This window comes from Kineococcus sp. AC630 (assembly GCF_979255925.1).
Genome location: NZ_CEEDMJ010000013.1, coordinates 21817 through 37879 on the forward strand (window position 1 = coordinate 21817; position 16063 = coordinate 37879).

The 16063-nt window shown below is 72.3% G+C and carries 11 protein-coding genes and 1 pseudogene; 9 read left to right on the top strand and 3 right to left on the bottom strand.

Going from position 1 to position 16063, the window contains the following annotated elements; translation table 11 throughout:
* Positions 1-54: 54 nt before the first annotated feature.
* The 9 genes and pseudogenes from AC0I8G_RS14745 to AC0I8G_RS14785 all read left to right on the top strand — a co-directional run bounded on the left by AC0I8G_RS14745 (position 55) and on the right by AC0I8G_RS14785 (position 11635).
* Complete coding sequence (locus AC0I8G_RS14745) at positions 55-2499, top strand: ATP-binding SpoIIE family protein phosphatase (RefSeq protein ID WP_471730584.1); 2445 nt, start codon at positions 55-57, stop codon at positions 2497-2499.
* Between the two features lie 13 nt (positions 2500-2512).
* Positions 2513-2932 (top strand): DUF3151 domain-containing protein, encoded by a 420-nt coding sequence (locus tag AC0I8G_RS14750; protein WP_380260462.1) that lies wholly within the window; start codon positions 2513-2515, stop codon positions 2930-2932.
* The gene (locus AC0I8G_RS14755) at positions 2929-3969 is read left to right on the top strand and encodes an NAD(P)/FAD-dependent oxidoreductase (RefSeq protein ID WP_380260463.1); all 1041 of its coding nucleotides are present in this window, start codon (positions 2929-2931) and stop codon (positions 3967-3969) included. Before AC0I8G_RS14750 ends, AC0I8G_RS14755 begins: the two co-directional genes overlap by 4 nt.
* 131 nt (positions 3970-4100) lie before the next feature.
* Positions 4101-5390: an adenylosuccinate synthase gene (locus AC0I8G_RS14760; protein ID WP_328293182.1), complete on the top strand. Its 1290-nt coding sequence runs from the start codon at positions 4101-4103 to the stop codon at positions 5388-5390.
* Positions 5387-5848, top strand: coding sequence for a GNAT family N-acetyltransferase (locus AC0I8G_RS14765; protein WP_471730585.1), 462 nt, complete (start codon positions 5387-5389; stop codon positions 5846-5848). Before AC0I8G_RS14760 ends, AC0I8G_RS14765 begins: the two co-directional genes overlap by 4 nt.
* Before the next feature lie 226 nt (positions 5849-6074).
* Positions 6075-7700: an ABC transporter substrate-binding protein gene (locus AC0I8G_RS14770; RefSeq protein WP_471730586.1), complete on the top strand. Its 1626-nt coding sequence runs from the start codon at positions 6075-6077 to the stop codon at positions 7698-7700.
* Positions 7701-7815: 115 nt separating this feature from the next.
* On the top strand, positions 7816-8913 hold the full coding sequence (locus tag AC0I8G_RS14775) for an ABC transporter permease (protein WP_328293179.1): 1098 nt from the start codon (positions 7816-7818) through the stop codon (positions 8911-8913).
* 136 nt (positions 8914-9049) lie between these two features.
* Positions 9050-9868: pseudogene (locus AC0I8G_RS14780) on the top strand (ABC transporter permease); the annotation flags it as partial.
* A 93-nt stretch (positions 9869-9961) separates the two neighbouring features.
* Positions 9962-11635 carry a dipeptide ABC transporter ATP-binding protein gene (locus AC0I8G_RS14785; protein ID WP_471730694.1) on the top strand — a complete coding sequence of 558 codons (1674 nt, stop codon included), beginning with the start codon at positions 9962-9964 and terminating at the stop codon, positions 11633-11635.
* 43 nt (positions 11636-11678) lie between these two features.
* Here AC0I8G_RS14785 and AC0I8G_RS14790 read toward each other — a convergent pair whose 3' ends face one another.
* From AC0I8G_RS14790 to AC0I8G_RS14800, 3 genes are all read right to left on the bottom strand, one after another.
* Complete coding sequence (locus tag AC0I8G_RS14790; protein ID WP_471730587.1) at positions 11679-12287, bottom strand: hypothetical protein; 609 nt, start codon at positions 12285-12287, stop codon at positions 11679-11681.
* 8 nt (positions 12288-12295) lie between these two features.
* Complete coding sequence (locus AC0I8G_RS14795) at positions 12296-12682, bottom strand: hypothetical protein (RefSeq protein ID WP_471730588.1); 387 nt, start codon at positions 12680-12682, stop codon at positions 12296-12298.
* A gap of 86 nt (positions 12683-12768) precedes the next feature.
* Entirely contained in the window at positions 12769-15888 is a 3120-nt protein-coding gene (locus AC0I8G_RS14800) for an MMPL family transporter (protein ID WP_471730589.1), read from the bottom strand.
* Positions 15889-16063: the final 175 nt, after the last annotated feature.

A 16063-nucleotide genomic window follows, 5' to 3' on the forward strand; every position in this document is an offset into this window, starting at 1 on the left:
GTCGCGCACCTGTGACGACCCATCGCGTCCCAGACCACGAGGAGCTCCACCCCGATGTCCCGCAGCAGCCCGCAGGCGCTCGCGCTGCGCGAGCCGGCCGCCGTGCTGCTGCTGGTGTCCGTTCCGGCCCGTGCGACCGGTGAGCTGCTGGCCCTCGACGCGAGCGCCCGCGCTGCCGCCGGGGTGGCCGAGGGCGAGCCCCCGCCGCGCGACCTGCGGGACTTCCTGCGTCGGGCCGGACTGGTGGCCGATCCCGTCTGGGACCGCCTCGAACGCGGTGAGGTGGTCGCGGGCGCCCGCCTGCCCGGTGACCTCTGGGTCAGCGCCGGCCGGGTCCCCGACCACGACCAGCTCCTCGTCGTCGTGGTGCGCACCCACGCCGTCGAGCACGCGGGCCACGACGACACCCGCGACGACACCCGCGACGACACCCGCGGCGTCGTCGCCGCCGGCCCCGGGACGGCGTTGTCCGCCCTGCGCGAGGGCCACCTCGTCGTGGACTGGATCGACGGCGCCTTCACCCGCACCACCGGGGCCACCGCGCACGACGTGCTGGGCCGCTCCTGGGAGGAGCTGCTGAGCACCCGTGACGACGCCGCCCTGGCGGAGCTGACCCGCAGCGTCTCCCTGGCCCGGCCCACGACCGTCACGGTCCTGGACCACCGCGGCGACGGCACCGCCTTCCTGCACGAGGTCCGCACCGTCCCGCTGCTGGACCGCACCGGCGCCGTCTGCCACGTCGTCTCCTGGCACTCCGACGTGACCCGTCGCACCGCCGAGGCGAGCGCCACCGATCACACTACCGATCGCAGCGCCGAACGGCGGGCCGCCACCCGCCTCGAGGTCCTCGGCCGCCTCGACGCCGTCGTGCTCGACGAGGACGTGACCCACGGGATCCGCTCGGTCGTGCGGGTGCTGGGCGACCACCTCGTCTCCGCCGCGATGGTGGCGCTGCTGCGCGAGGGACCCGGGGGCGCCGCCACCGAGGTCGAGGTCGTCGCCGCCCACGGCCCGCACCTGCACGAGCTCGTCGGCCACCGGCTGCGCCGTTCGCGCCAGGCCGGCCCGGACCCGCTGCTCGACCCCGCCGCGCCCGACACGGGGGAACCCCTGGAGATCGCGGCGCTCGACGCGCCTCCCGGGACCGCGACCGCGTGGCTCGCCGAGCTCACGGCCGGAACCCCCGCCCTGGCCCTGCCCCTGCGGGGTCGGGAGAACGTCGTCGGCGTCCTCGTGGTCGTCCCGCACCCCGGGGGGACCGGGCCCGAGGACCGCACCGTGCTCGCCGGGGCGGCGCGCCGCGCGGGGTTGCTGGTGGAGAACGAACGCCTGCACGCCCGCGAGCACGCCCTGGCCGAGACGCTGCAGCGCAGCATGCTTCCGGACGCGACGGGCCTCGACGGGATCGAGGGCCTCGACGTCTGGACGTTCTACGCCTCCAACGCCGAGCACGCCCAGGTCGGCGGTGACTGGTACGACGTCCTGCCGCCGGCGGTCGACGGCGGTGGCCAGCACGTCGCCGGGATCGTCGTCGGCGACGTCGTCGGCCACGACGTCGAGGCCGCGGCCGCGATGGGTCAGATCCGTTCCGTCGTCCGCTCCGCCGCCCACGAGCTCGACGACCCCGCCAGCGTCCTGATGCGCGTCGACCAGCTCACCGGCGGCATGCGCATCCCGCGGATGGCGAGCCTCGTCTACGCGACCCTGCAGCGCCTCGACGACGGCGGCTGGGAGATGGCCTGGTCCAGCGCCGGACACCTGCCGCCGCTGCTGCGCCGCGGGAACGCCGACCCCCGGGCGGTGGAGGTCCTGAGCGAGGCGACCGGCACCCTCGTCGGGCTCGGCGAACGACCCCGACCCACCCGCGAGCGCGCCCTCGCGCCCGGCGACGTCCTGGTCTTCTACACCGACGGCCTCATCGAGACCCGCGCCCGGCCCCTGCACGACGGGCTCGAGGTCCTCGTCGAGGTCCTCGCCGCCTCCAGGGCGCGCGACGCCGCAGGCATCGGGGAGGAGCTGCTCAGCGGACTCGGCGACACCCCCGAGGACGACACCGCCATCGTCGTCGTCCGCGTGCCGGAGGAGTCCGAGGCCGACGGCGGAGCGCTGCCCACGGCCGACACCCCCCGCCGTCGCCGCTGGCAGCTGCCCTCGGAGCCGTCCTCCATCGGCAAGGCGCGGCACGCCACCCTGCGCGCCTGCGCCGTCTGGGGCCTGCAGTGCGGCCCGCAGGCCGAGATCGTCGTCTCCGAGCTCGTCGCCAACGCCGTCCTGCACGGCTGGGGGACCATCGGACTGCGCCTCTTCGACCTGCCGGACGCCCTGCGCCTGGAGGTGGAGGACGACAGTCCCGAGGAACCCCAGGTCGTCGAGGCCCGTCCCGACGGCGCGGGTGGGCACGGCATGCGCCTCGTCGCCTCGCTGGGCCGGTGGGGGACCACCCGCACCCGGCGGGGCAAGATCGTCTGGGTCGAGATCCCGACCGCCCCGAAGAACTAGGAGAGGACCTCCCGTGACCACCGGAACCAACCTGCTCGGCGGACCCCCGCCCACCCACCTGCCCGCCGTCCCCGAGGTCGACGCGGAGCTCGCCGCCGGGAAGGACCCCGACGCCGTCGCCGCCGGGCACCCTTCGGCGTCGTTGCCCTGGGCCCTGCTCGCCGAGCGCGCACTCGCGGCGGGGGAGACCATGACCGCGTACGCGTTCGCGCGCACCGGGTACCACCGCGGGCTGGACGCGTTGCGTCGCGCCGGCTGGCGCGGACACGGTCCCGTGCCGTGGGCGCACGAACCGAACCGGGGTTTCCTGCGGGCGCTCGCCGTCCTGCAGCAGGCCGCGGCCCGCATCGAGGAGACAGAGGAAGCCGTGCGCTGCACCACGTTGCTCGAGGACTGCGACCCGATCGCCGCCCGGGAGCTGATCCCCTCGTGACCGACCCCGCGACGCCCGAGCGTCCCGTCCTCGTCGTCGGGGCCGGCATCTCCGGTCTGGCCTGCGCCCGCGTGCTGGCCGACGCCGGGGTGCCCGTGCGGGTCCTGGACCGCGGGCGTCGCGTCGGGGGTCGCATGAGCGGGCGCCGGGTCGAGACGAGCGTGGGGACCCGCGTGGTCGACCTCGGCGCCGCCTACTTCACCGCCGAGGGGTCCGGGGGGTTCTCCGAGGTCGTGGCCGACTGGGAACGCCGGGAACTGGCCCGGCCCTGGACCGACACGTTCGCCAAGATCTCCGGCCGCGCCGCCGCGGGCGGCGGGCTCGCGGGGTCCTCGACCGGCCCCGTGCGCTGGGGGACCCCCGGCGGGCTGCGCAGCCTGCTCGACGACCTCGTCGCCCCACCGGGACGGGAGCCGCTGGACGTGGTGAGCGGCATCGACGTGGAGGCCGTGGACGGCACCCTCGACGGCCCGGTCGTCGACGGGCGTGCCGCCGCCGCGGTCGTGCTCGCCATGCCGGACCCGCAGGCCGCGGACCTGTTGCCGCGCATGGTCGCGACGCGTCTGGACGTGTCCGCGCGCTGGAACTGGCGTCCCTGCATCTCCGTCTACGCGGCCTGGGACCAGCGCTGGTGGCCGGACTTCCACGGAGCCTTCGTCAACGACTCCGACCTGCTCGTCTTCCTCGTCGACGACGGGTCCCGCCGGGGCGACGGGGCTCCCGTCCTCGTCGCGCACGCGGCCCCGGACGTCTCCAGCGACCACCTCGACGCCCCCGCCTCGATCGTCCCCGAGGTCCTCGCGGAGCTCGGACCCCTGCTGACGTCGGCGGCGACACCCGCGCCGACCTGGGCCCGCGCCCACCGCTGGTCCCTGGCGGAACCGCTGCGCCCGCACGCCGACGCGGCCTTCGGCTGGGACGAGGGCAGCCGGATGGGCGTCTGCAGCGACGCGTGGGGTGGACGGCCCAAGGTGCAGACGGCCTGGGAGTCGGGCACCGCGATCGGTCGCGATCTCGCCGAGCGCTTCGCCGGCTGACCGCCCGGGCGTTCACCACCCGGTAAGCTCGGCGTGGTCTGCGGCGACCGCCCCACCGCTCTCGGGTGCCGGGTGGTCCGTGGGGCCAGATGCACCCGGACAAGTCGTGTCACAGGAAGACAGGGGATCTCATGCCCGCGATCGTGCTCGTCGGCGCCCAGTGGGGGGACGAGGGCAAGGGCAAGGCCACCGACGCCCTCGGCGCACGGGTCGACTACGTCGTGAAGTTCAACGGCGGCAACAACGCCGGCCACACGGTCGTGGTCGGCGACGAGAAGTACGCCCTGCACCTCCTGCCCAGCGGGATCCTCACCCCCGGGGTCACCCCCGTCATCGGCAACGGTGTCGTCGTGGACCTCTCGGTGCTCTTCGAGGAGATCGACGCGCTGACGGCGCGCGGGGTCGACTGCTCGAAGCTCCTGCTCTCCGCCTCGGCCCACGTGATCGCGCCGTACCACCGCGTGCTCGACCAGGTGACCGAGCGGTTCCTGGGCAGCCGCAAGATCGGGACCACCGGTCGCGGGGTCGGACCGTCCTACGCGGACAAGATCAACCGCATCGGCATCCGGGTCCAGGACCTCTTCGACGAGTCGATCCTGCGGCAGAAGGTCGAGGGCGCCCTCGACCAGAAGAACCACCTGCTGCTGAAGGTCTACAACCGTCGGGCGGTGTCGGTCGACCAGACCGTGGACGAGCTGCTGTCCTACCGCGAGCGCATCGCGCCGATGGTGACCGACGTCAGCCTCGAACTCTCCCGCGCCCTCGACCGCGACGAGATCGTCCTCTTCGAGGGCGGCCAGGCCACGATGCTCGACATCGACCACGGCACCTACCCGTTCGTCACGTCCTCCAGCGCCACCGCGGCCGGTGCCTGCACCGGGGCGGGGATCCCGCCGAACCGGATCGACCGCATCGTCGCCGTCGTCAAGGCGTACACGACGCGTGTCGGCGAGGGGCCGTTCCCCACGGAACTGCTCGACGCGGACGGCGAGAAGCTGCGCCAGGACGGCGGCGAGTTCGGCACCACGACCGGTCGCCCGCGCCGCACCGGCTGGTACGACGCGGTCATCTCGCGCTACGCGGCCCGGATCAACGGGGTGACCGACTTCGTGCTGACGAAGCTCGACACCCTCACCGGCTGGGAACGCATCCCGGTCTGCGTCGCCTACGACGTCGACGGCGTCCGGCACGACGAGATCCCGATGTCGCAGACCGACTTCCACCACGCGACGCCGGTCTACGAGTTCTTCGACGGCTGGACCGAGGACATCACTGGCGCCCGCACGATGGCCGACCTGCCGAAGAACGCCCAGGCCTACGTCGAGGCCCTCGAGGAGTTCTCCGGTTCCCGGATCTCCGCCGTCGGCGTCGGTCCGGACCGCGAGCAGACCGTCGTGCGGCACGACCTGCTCGGGTCGTGAGCGAGGACACGGGTCCCGTCCGGTTCGTGGTGCGGGAGGCGGCGCTCGCCGACCTCCCGCCCGCGGTCCTCTACGCCCTGCTCCGGCTGCGGGTCGAGGTCTTCGTCGTCGAGCAGCGCTGCGCCTACGCCGAACTCGACGGTCGCGACCTCGAACCCTCGTGCCGGCACGTGTGGGCGCAGGCGCCGGACGGCTCCGTGCTCGCCACGCTGCGGGTCCTGCGCGACACCGACGGGCGCGGCCGGATCGGGCGCGTCGCCACGGCCGCCGGCGCCCGCGGGGCCGGGGTCGCGGGGGCGTTGATGCGCCGGGCGCTGGAACTCCTCCCCGGGGTGGACGTCGTCCTGGACGCCCAGGCCCACCTCGAGCACTGGTACGCCCGGTTCGGTTTCGCCGCCAGCGGCCCCGAGTTCGTCGAGGACGCCATCCCGCACGTCCCCATGCTGCGATCCGCCTGACCTCCGCAGCGACCGGACGCACCCCGCGACGTGGCGGGGTGCGGGCGCGGTCGGCGCGCCACGTTTCGCGCAGGTCAAGCTCGTGTTTCCATTGCGCTACGGGCTGGGCGGATTGTTTGGTGCATCGTCGGAGATGTGGTCAAATCGTCCAGCCTCGGACAGGATGCACGTGAGGACTACAACGGGGTGAGTCCAGTCCGTCTCCCACCACGAACGAAGCGGGACCATGAAACGACGTTTGTCCGCCTCCATCGCCGCACTGGGTCTGCTGGCGTTGAGCGCCTGCTCGACCTCCACGGCCCAGAACGACGACAACGCCGCCGGCGGGAGTGACGCCCTCACGGTCGGCACGACCGACAAGGTCACCAAGATCGACCCGGCCGGGTCGTACGACACGGGCTCGACGTTCGTCGAGAACCAGGTCTACCCCTACCTCGTGGAGCAGAAGCCGGGCAGCTCCGAGGTGGAACCCAGCATCGCCGAGTCCGCCGAGTTCACCGACCCCACGACCTACACCGTGAAGCTCAAGTCGGGTCTGAAGTTCGCCAACGGTCACGAACTCACCTCCTCGGACGTGAAGTTCAGCTTCGACCGCCAGAAGGCGATCGCCGACCCCAACGGACCGGCCTCCCTGCTGGGATCCCTCGACTCCGTCGCGACGCCCGACGCCACCACCGTCGTCTTCACCCTGAACCGGGCCGACCAGACGTTCCCGCAGATCCTCGCGAGCGCCGCCGGGCCCATCGTGGACGAGCAGGTGTTCTCCCCGAACTCGCTCACCGCGGACGCCGACATCGTGGCCGCGAAGGCGTTCGCCGGCCCGTACACGATCGCGAGCTACCAGTTCAACAAGCTGGTCTCGTACAAGGCGTTCGACGGCTACCAGGGGCTGCTGGGCAAACCCGCGTCGAGCACCGTGAACATGACGTACTACACCGACGCGAACAACATGAAGCTCGACATCTCCAACGGCAAGATCGACGTGGCGTGGCGCTCGCTGTCCGCCACCGACATCGCCGACCTGGAGAAGAACGACAAGGTCAAGGTCCACAAGGGCCCCGGCGGGGAGATCCGCTACGTCGTCTTCAACTTCGACACCATGCCGTTCGGGGCCAAGTCCGACAGCCCCGACCCGGCCAAGGCGCTCGCCGTCCGCCAGGCGATGGCCGACTCCGTCGACCGCGAGGCGATCGCGAACCAGGTCTACAAGGGCACCTACACCCCGCTCTACTCCTACCTCCCCGAGGGTCTCGCCGGGGCCAACGAGTCCCTCAAGAGCGCCTACGGCGACGGTTCCGGTGGGCCGGACGTGGACAAGGCCAAGCAGGTCCTCGCCGCGGCCGGGGTGACCACTCCGATCGACATCAAGCTGCAGTACAACCCCGACCACTACGGTGCGTCCTCGGGTGACGAGTACGCGCAGGTGAAGCAGCAGCTCGAGGACACCGGGCTGTTCACGGTCGACCTGCAGTCGACGGAGTGGGTCCAGTACTCCAAGGACCGTTCCTCCGACGTGTACCCGATGTACCAGCTGGGCTGGTTCCCCGACTACTCCGACGGGGACAACTACCTCACGCCGTTCTTCTACGACACCGACGAGTCGGCGAGCTTCCTCGCCAACCACTTCCGCGACCAGGCGATCAACGCCGAGATCGCGGAGCAGGTCGGGATGACCGACGCCGACCAGCGCAAGGCGCTGATCGGGAAGATCCAGGACGACGTCGCCGCGCAGCTGCCGACGCTGCCGCTGCTGCAGGGTTCGCAGGTCGCGATCTCCGGCACCGACGTGAAGGGGGTCGACGACACGCTCGACGCCTCCTTCCGGTTCCGGTTGTCGTCGCTGAGCAAGTAGGCCTCCGGCCGCACGACGAGGCGCTCGCCCGCGCGGTGGGCGCCTCGTCGTGCGTGCGGTCCCCGTCGCCCCGGCGCCACGACCCTGCAGGCGCTGCCCACCCCCGGAGCAACCCATGTCATCGACGACCGCTGTCCCTGGTACCACCGACGGCGCACCCGACCCGGTCGCGGCGCCGCGACGAGGCGGTGGTTCCGGCCTCCTGCGTTACCTGGTGGTCCGGTTCCTGCTGATCATCCCGACCGTGTGGATCCTCACCACGCTCGTGTTCTTCCTGATGCGGATCACCGGCGACCCCATCACCGCGGCCCTCGGTGGGCGCCTCACGTCGGCGCAGCTGGCCGAACGCGTCCACCAGGCCGGCTACGACCGGCCGATCCTCGTCCAGTACGTCGAGTACATGGGGAACCTGCTGCACGGTGACTTCGGGACCTCCATCTCCGACGGCCGTGCGGTCACCGACGTGCTGCTCGAGTACGGCGCCGCGACGCTCGAACTCGCGTTCTACGCCGTGATCGTCGCCGTCGTGCTGGGCATCCCGCTCGGGATGGTGGCGGCCCGGGTGCGGGACCGCTGGCCCGACGCGACCCTGCGAATCCTCGCGGTCCTGGGCTACGCGACCCCGGTGTTCTTCGCCGGTCTCCTCCTGAAACTGGTGTTCGGGTCGTTCTGGCCGGTCCTGCCGGTCGCCGGCCGGGCGAGTTCGAACGTGCAGCTCGTCATGGGCGGGGTCGTGAACCCCACCGGGATCTACACCCTGGACGCCCTGCGCATCGGTGACCTCGGCGCGCTGGGCGACGTCCTCTCCCACGCGGTCCTGCCGGCCGTCTGCCTCGGCGTCATCACCGGCAGCACGTTCCTGCGCCTGACCCGGACGAACCTCATCGGCACCCTCGACGCCCAGTACGTGGAGTCCGGGCGCTCCCGCGGGGTCAGCGAGTTCCGCCTCGTGACCCGGCACGCGCTGCGACCGGCCCTGATCCCGATCATCACCGCCATGGGGTTGCAGATCGCCATGCTCCTCGGCGGAGCCGTCCTCACCGAGACGACGTTCGAGTGGGGTGGGCTGGGGAACCAGCTCGCGCAGTACCTCACCGCCCGCGACTTCGTCGCCGTGCAGGGCATCGTCGTCCTGCTCGCCGTGATCGTCGCCGTGACGAACTTCGTGGTGGACGTCATCGCCGCCCTGATCGACCCTCGAGTGAGGTACTGACATGACGGATCCGCAGCAGGACACCGTGGCCCCCGATCCCACCTCCGACCTCCCGACGTCGGGCCGGCGGTCGTCACCGCTGTGGCGCCTGCCCGTCCTGCGGGAACTCCGGTCCTCGGTCGGGCTGCAGCGCGGCATGCTCCTCACCGGGCTGGTCATCGTCGGCGTGGTCGTCCTGGTCGCCGTGTTCGTCCCGCTCATCGCGCCCTACGGGTACTCGCAGCTGAGCGACGCCGACGGCGGGTTCGGCGCCCAGCAACCGCCGAGTTCGGCGCACCTCTGGGGCACGACCGTCGGTGGCTTCGACGTCTTCTCCCGGGTCCTGTGGGGTACGCGGACCGCGCTGTTCGTGATCGTGGTCGCCGTGGCGATGAGCCTCTTCGTCGGGGTGGCCCTCGGTCTGGTCTCCGGGTACCTGGGCGGCTGGTTCGACCGGGTGCTCGTCGTCGTCGCCGACGCCGTCTACGCCTTCCCGTCGCTGCTGCTGGCCATCGTCATGACCATCGTCATCTCGGGCGGTCAGTCGAAGGTCGTGGGCGGGGTCCTCGCCGCCGCCATCTCCATCACCGTGGTGTTCGTGCCGCAGTACTTCCGCGTGGTGCGTTCGGAGGCGGCCCGGATCAAGGCCGAACCGTTCGTGGAGGCCGCCCAGGTGCTGGGGGAGTCGACCCTGCGCATCATCGTGCGGCACGTGTTCCGCAACGCCACCCGCAACATCCCGCTCATCTCCACCCTCAACGCCTCCGAGGCGATCCTGACGCTCGCGGCCCTGGGGTTCCTGGGTTTCGGCATCGAGCCGACCTCGGCGTCGGAGTGGGGTTTCGACCTGAACAAGGCCGTCTCCGACGTGACGAGCGGCATCTGGTGGACGGCGCTGTTCCCGGGTCTCGCGATCGTGCTGACGGTGCTCGGCATCACCCTCGTCGGTGAGTCCATGAACGACCTGTCCGACCCCCGGCTCCGCCGCCGCAAGCGTGCGCTGAAGGCGGCGTCCGCCGCCGGGCACGTCCCCGCGCGCGCCGCCGTCCCCGCCCGTTCCGAGGGCGCGATCCTCGACATCTCCCACCTCGACGTCACCTTCGCGACGGACTCCGGTGACGTCCCGGCGGTCCGCGACCTGTCGCTGCGGGTCGTGGCCGGCGAGGTCCTGGCGATCGTCGGTGAGTCCGGGTCCGGGAAGAGCGTGACCGCCCGTAGCATCCTCGGGTTGCTGCCCGAGACCGCGACCCGTTCGGGGGCGGTGGTCCTCGCCGGGACCGACGTCCTCACCGCGTCGTCGGCGCGGCTGCGGGCGATGCGCGGCGCCGACGTGTCGATGGTCTTCCAGGAGCCGTCGACGGCGTTGAACCCCGTCTACACCGTGGGCTTCCAGATCGTGGAGGGGTTGCGGGCGCACAACCCGCGGACCTCCCGCAAGGAGTTGAAGGCGCGGGCCGTCGCGGCGATGGAGCAGGTCGGCATCCCCGACGCGGCCTCGCGCTACGACTACTACCCCCACCAGTTCTCCGGCGGGCAGAAGCAGCGCATCGTCATCGCGATGGCCCTGGCCCTGGGCGCGGAACTCATCGTCGCGGACGAACCCACGACGGCCCTCGACGTGACCGTGCAGGCCGAGATCCTCGACCTGCTGCGGGACCTGCGGGACCGGACGGGCACGGCGATCGTCCTCATCACGCACAACATGGGCGTCGTCGCCGACCTGGCCGACCGGGTCGCCGTGATGTACCGCGGCGAGGTCGTCGAGGTCGCCGACGTGGCGACCCTGTTCGCCGCGCCGCAGGCCGACTACACGCGGCGCCTGCTCGCCGCGGTGCCGCGGCTCTCGGTCACGGAGGTCGACGGGATCTCCACCGGGGCCTCCTCCGGGGAACCGCTGCGCGAGGTGTCCGTCGCGGACCCGGTCGTCGTGTCCCGGGGACTGCAGGTCGTGTTCCCCGGGGGGATCGGCAAGCCGGACTTCCACGCCGTGCGCGGGGTCGACTTCTCGATCGCGCGGGGTGAGGTACTGGGTCTGGTCGGGGAGTCCGGTTCCGGGAAGACGACGATCGGGCGGACCCTCGCCGGTCTGACCCCGGCCGCCGGTGGGTCGCTCACCGTCTTCGGTCACGAGATGGTCGGGTTCAAGGAGCGCACGTTCCGGCCGCTGCGCAAGCAGATCGGGTTCGTGTTCCAGGACCCCGCCGCGTCGTTCAACCCGCGGCTGACGATCGGGGAGTGCGTCGCGGAACCCCTGGTGGTGCACCGGCCCGAGGTCGGCGCGACCGCACGGGCCGCGCGCGTCCGCGAGCTGCTCGAGGCCGTCGAGCTGCCCACGTCGTACGCGGACCGCTACCCGCACGAGTTGTCGGGCGGTCAGCGCCAGCGGTGCTCGCTGGCCCGGGGGATCGCCCTCGACCCCGAGCTCCTCATCGCCGACGAACCCACCTCGGCCCTCGACGTCTCGGTGCAGGCCACCGTGCTGGAGCTGTTCACGCAGTTGCAGCAGCGGTTCGGTTTCGCGGCCCTGTTCATCTCCCACGACCTCGCCGTGGTGGACATGCTCGCCGACCGGATCGGGGTGCTGTTCCACGGCCGCCTCGTCGAGCACGGCACCAGCGAACAGGTGCTGCGCGACCCGCGCCACGACTACACGAAGCGCCTGATCGCCTCGTTGCCGGTGCCCGACCCCGCCGAGCAGGCCGGTCGCCGCGAGCTCGCACGGACCCTGCGCCAGCAGGCCTGACCCCCACCCCCGACCCGTGATCTCGTGGGGAATCCCCGCGGGGTCACGCGTCGGAGGGGTGGCGGCGGGCGGCGACGAGGCGGGTGACGACGAGCAGGCAGGCCGCAACGACGCCCGCGACGATCGCCGCGTTCAGCGCGATCACGCCGGAGACCGTGCCGACGATCAGGATCGCGGCCGCGGCCGTGTACATCGGAGCGGCCCGGAACCACCACACGCCGGCGGGTTCCGGGTCGGGCTGCCGGTCGCGGGCCAGGGCTCCGAAGACGATCGTGAAGGCGAAGAGGACCCACAGCATGCTGGCGTCCGGGTCCTGGCGGAGAGCCAGGACGGTCGAGACGACAGCCACCCCCAGGGCCAGGAGCGTCCAGTAGGCCAGCTCGATCCGGTCCGGGATGCTGCCGGCGTTGCGCAGCGGAACGTGCCACCAGGCGCGTCGCCGGAGCAGGGCGCCGAGCGCGTCGGGTCCGACGAAGCTGAACGGGGCGACGAAGCCGACGGCCGAGGACCCCTTGCCCACCCCCAGGGCGAGCACCAAGAGGGCCACCCAGCCGAGGAGTTGCACCCCGAGGCCACCCGCGTAGAGCCGCCGCGCCGCCCCGCGGCGCCGCAACGGGTGCGTCGGGAGCGTGTCGATGAGTTCCTGGGACATCGTCGTCCTCACAGTCCACGGTTCCTGAGGGTCTTGTGCAGGGCCTGCCGGGAGACGCCGATGAGCTCGGCGAGTTCCACCAAGCTGTGGTCCTCGACCAGGTCGGCGAGGAGCGAGGCGCGCGCACCGGCCACGTGCGAGCGCAGCGCCGACGCGGCGGCGTCGACCTCGGCCAGCACCAGTGCGGCCCCCAACGGGCCCCCGCACTCGCCGAGCCAGTCGCGGCCGGCGGGCTCTCCCCGCAGCTGGGCGAGGAGGCCGCGTCCGAGGTCGTCCACCACGTCGCGCACGACGGCCGGGGTCGTGCGGGTGGCGAGGCGGGCCGAGACGGCGCTCAGGGAGAAGTCGCCGGCGCGGTGCGGCAGGGCCTCGCGCCACTCCTCGGTGTCCGTCACCGACACCATGAAACCCAGGGTTGACGACTGTGTCAACCCTGGGTTTCACCCCTCCGTCCGTGATCTTGCTGGGAATCCCCGCAAGATCACGAATCGGAGGGGGTGGCTCCTTCGCCGAGCTTGACCTCGACGTCGCGGTGGGTGCCCTCGTCGACCTCGACGGTGGTCGCGACGGGGGCGTAGCCCGCCGCGGTCAGCGTGTAGTGGCCGGCGGAGAGGTCGTCGAAGTCGAACGAGCCCTCGGGGTCGGTGGTGGTGCGCTCGACGACGGAGCCGCCACCGTCCACCAGCGTCACCGCGGCCTCGGGCACCCCGCGTCCGTCGCTGGCGGCGGAGACCTGGCCGATCAAGCGGCCACCGTGGCTGAGGCGCACGTCCTCCTCGAGCTCCTGGCCGTGCCCGAGGTCGATCGTGCGGGCCACCGGACGGAACGACTCGCTCAGCACGCTCAGGACGAACGTGCCGGCCACCAGGTCGCTCAACCGGTAGCGACCCGCCTCGTCGGTGCGGGTGGAGGCCACCACCCGGCCCTGGACGTCGAGCAGGGTGAGGACGCCGTCGCACACCGGGTCCCTCCCGTCGGCTCCCGTCACGAGGCCGTGCACGGCGGCGTTGCCGACGAGCCGGACGTCGTGGCGCACCGTGCGGTCGGAGACCGGGACGAGGTGCGCGGCGGGCTTCGCGTCCGCCGCGGCGACGATGAGGACGAACGTGCCGCCCGCGTCCAGCGGCAGCTCGTAGAACCCGACCTCGTCGGACGTGCTCCGCACGACCTGCTGACCCGCGGGGTCGGTGACGGTGAGCACGGCGCCGGCCAACGGGGCCCCCGCCGACCCGGTGACCAGCCCGACGATCCCGAGCGGGAGGTCCTGCAGGATCCGCGCGACCCGCTGCTCGGCCGGCATCCCGTGCGGGGTCCTCGCGAGTTCCGGGTCGACCGGGCGGCGACGTTCCTCGCGCTGGCTGGGGACCGGAACCGCCTGCGCGGGGGCCGGTCCGCTCGAGGCGGCGGCCTCGGTGCTGAGCAGCGCGTCGAGGCTGCGACCTTCGGCGTCCACGTTCGGGACGAGCCTCTGCATCCACCGCGGCATCCACCAGGCGGCGTTGCCGAGCAGGGTCAGCGCCGCGGGCATGATGACCATGCGGACGACGAGCGCGTCGGCGAGGACGCCCACGGTGAGGGCCATGCCGATCGACCCGATGATCTGGTCACCGCTGGTGGCGAACCCGACGAAGACGCCGGACATGATGAACGCGGCCGCGACGACGACGGGCGCCGACCGGCGGAACCCGGCGAGGACGGCGTCCTTGGGCCTGCGGCCGTGGGCGTGCTGCTCGTGGATCGCCGACACCATGAACATCTGGTAGTCCATCGCGAGCCCGAACAGGATCCCGACGACCAGCACCGGCATGAAGCTCAGCAGCGGTGCCGGCTGGGCGACCTGGAAGACGTCGGAGAGCCAGCCCCACTGGTAGATCGCGACGACCGCCCCCAGCGAGGCGCCGAGCGAGAGCAGGAACCCGACGGTGGCCAGCAGCGGCACCGCCAGCGAGCGGAACAGCATGATCAGCAGGAGGAGCGCCAGGACCACGATCAGCGCGATGTACTTCGGCAGCGCGTCGTTGAGCGAGTCGGTGACGTCGATGTCCAGCGCGGTCTGACCGGTGACGAGGACCTCGGCCCCGCTGGTGCCGCCGGTGGCGGAACGGATGTTGCGGACCAGGTCGCTGGTGCGGGTGTCCGTCGGCCCGCTGCCGGGCACGACGGTGATGAGCTGCGCGGTGCCGTCGGCGGAGGGGATGCCCGGCACGACGGCCGCCACGTCGGCGAGGCCCTTGACCTCGTTCGTGACCTCGGTGGCCGCGCCGGCGACGGCGGTCGGGTCCGTGCCGTTGACCAGGACGAGGAGGCTGGACTGCGAGCCCGGCCCGAAGCCCTGGACGAGCAGGTCGTAGGCCTGGCGGGAGGAGCTCGCCGGGTCGTCGTTCTCGGCCGAGGGCAGCGCCGTCCGCATCGAGGCGACGGGGATGGCGATGGCGCCGACGAGGACGACGGCCACGAGCAGCGAGACGACGGGGTGGTTGGTGACGCCGCGGGCCCAGCGGCCCAGCAGCCCCGGACCGGCGAGGTCGGCCTCGGCGTGGTCGTCGCTCTCGGCGGCGGCCCGCAGGCCGGCCGGGTCGCGGTGGCGTTCCTTCTTGGGCAGCACCTTCAGGCCGAGGACCTTGAGGAACGCCGGGACGGCGGTCAGGGCCACGATGACGGCGACGAAGACCGTGGCCGCGGCGGCCAGACCCATCTGGGTGAGGAACGGGATGTCGACGACGGCCAGACCGGCCAGGGCGATGATGACCGTGGTCCCGGCGAACACGACGGCCGTCCCGGCCGTCCCGGTCGCTTTCGCGATGGCCCGGTCGAGGGTCTCGCCGCGACGCAGTTCGGTGCGGGTGCGGGCGAAGACGAACAGGGCGTAGTCGATGCCGACCGCGAGCCCGAGCATGCCGGCCAGGGCCGGGGTGGTGGCCGAGAGCGAGACGACGTTGCCCAGCGCCGTGATGCCGAGGATGCCGGCGCCGACGCCGAGGCCCGCCGTGAGGAGGTTGGCCCCCGCGGCGGCCAGGGCGCCGTAGGTGAGGATGAGGACGAGGAACGCGACGGCGACGCCGATGGCCTCGCTGGCGTGCCCGGCCTCGGTCGTCACGACCTGCGACGTCATCTCGACGCGGACGTCACCGGCGTCGTGGTCCGTCGCCGCGACGAGCGCGTCGGCCTGCTCCTTGGTGATGTCCCCGACCACCCCGTCGAAGGTCACCGTCGAGGACGCGATCGTCCGGTCGGCGGAGAGCATCGGGGTCTCGGCCGCGAGCGGGTCGCTCACCGAGACGACTCCGTCGAGGCCGCGCAACCGCGTCAGCAGGTCCTCGACGGAGGTCGCGTCGGCACCGGTGAGGGTCTGCCCCGCGGGAGCCTGGAAGACGACCGTCGCGGTGGCGTTGTTGGCGCCGGAGGAGAACTTCTGCCCGATGAGGTCCAGACCTTCGCTGGCCTGCGTCCCCGGGATGGAGAAGCTGGTGTCGGTCGCGGCCGTCTTGTCGACGCCGTAGGCGAGCCCGGCCAGGACGGCCAGCAGGACGGCCCAGACGGCGAGCACCTGCCAGTGGCGGCGGGCGCTGAAGCGGCCCAGTCGGTACAGCAGGGTTGCCATCGGGGAGAGGCTCCTTCGTGAGGGACGACACGAGGTCCGTCGGCGCCGGTGGCGACGTAGCTCTACTGCGTGGAGATGCTCGACGGTACCCCGCCCGCGCGAGGCGGGCCAAGGGACGTCACCTAGTCGATCGGCTAGTTGTCGACGGGTCGATCATCCGTCGAAAGTCGTAGCC

What these genes read in the sequence shown, in the direction of transcription:
- AC0I8G_RS14800 (WP_471730589.1), bottom strand. Translation starts at nt 15,888, where the DNA reads ATGGCAACCCTGCTGTACCGACTGGGCCGCTTCAGCGCCCGCCGCCAC.
- AC0I8G_RS14790 (WP_471730587.1), bottom strand. Translation starts at nt 12,287, where the DNA reads ATGTCCCAGGAACTCATCGACACGCTCCCGACGCACCCGTTGCGGCGC.
- AC0I8G_RS14775 (WP_328293179.1), top strand. Translation starts at nt 7,816, where the DNA reads ATGTCATCGACGACCGCTGTCCCTGGTACCACCGACGGCGCACCCGAC.
- AC0I8G_RS14760 (WP_328293182.1), top strand. Translation starts at nt 4,101, where the DNA reads ATGCCCGCGATCGTGCTCGTCGGCGCCCAGTGGGGGGACGAGGGCAAG.
- AC0I8G_RS14770 (WP_471730586.1), top strand. Translation starts at nt 6,075, where the DNA reads ATGAAACGACGTTTGTCCGCCTCCATCGCCGCACTGGGTCTGCTGGCG.
- AC0I8G_RS14745 (WP_471730584.1), top strand. Translation starts at nt 55, where the DNA reads ATGTCCCGCAGCAGCCCGCAGGCGCTCGCGCTGCGCGAGCCGGCCGCC.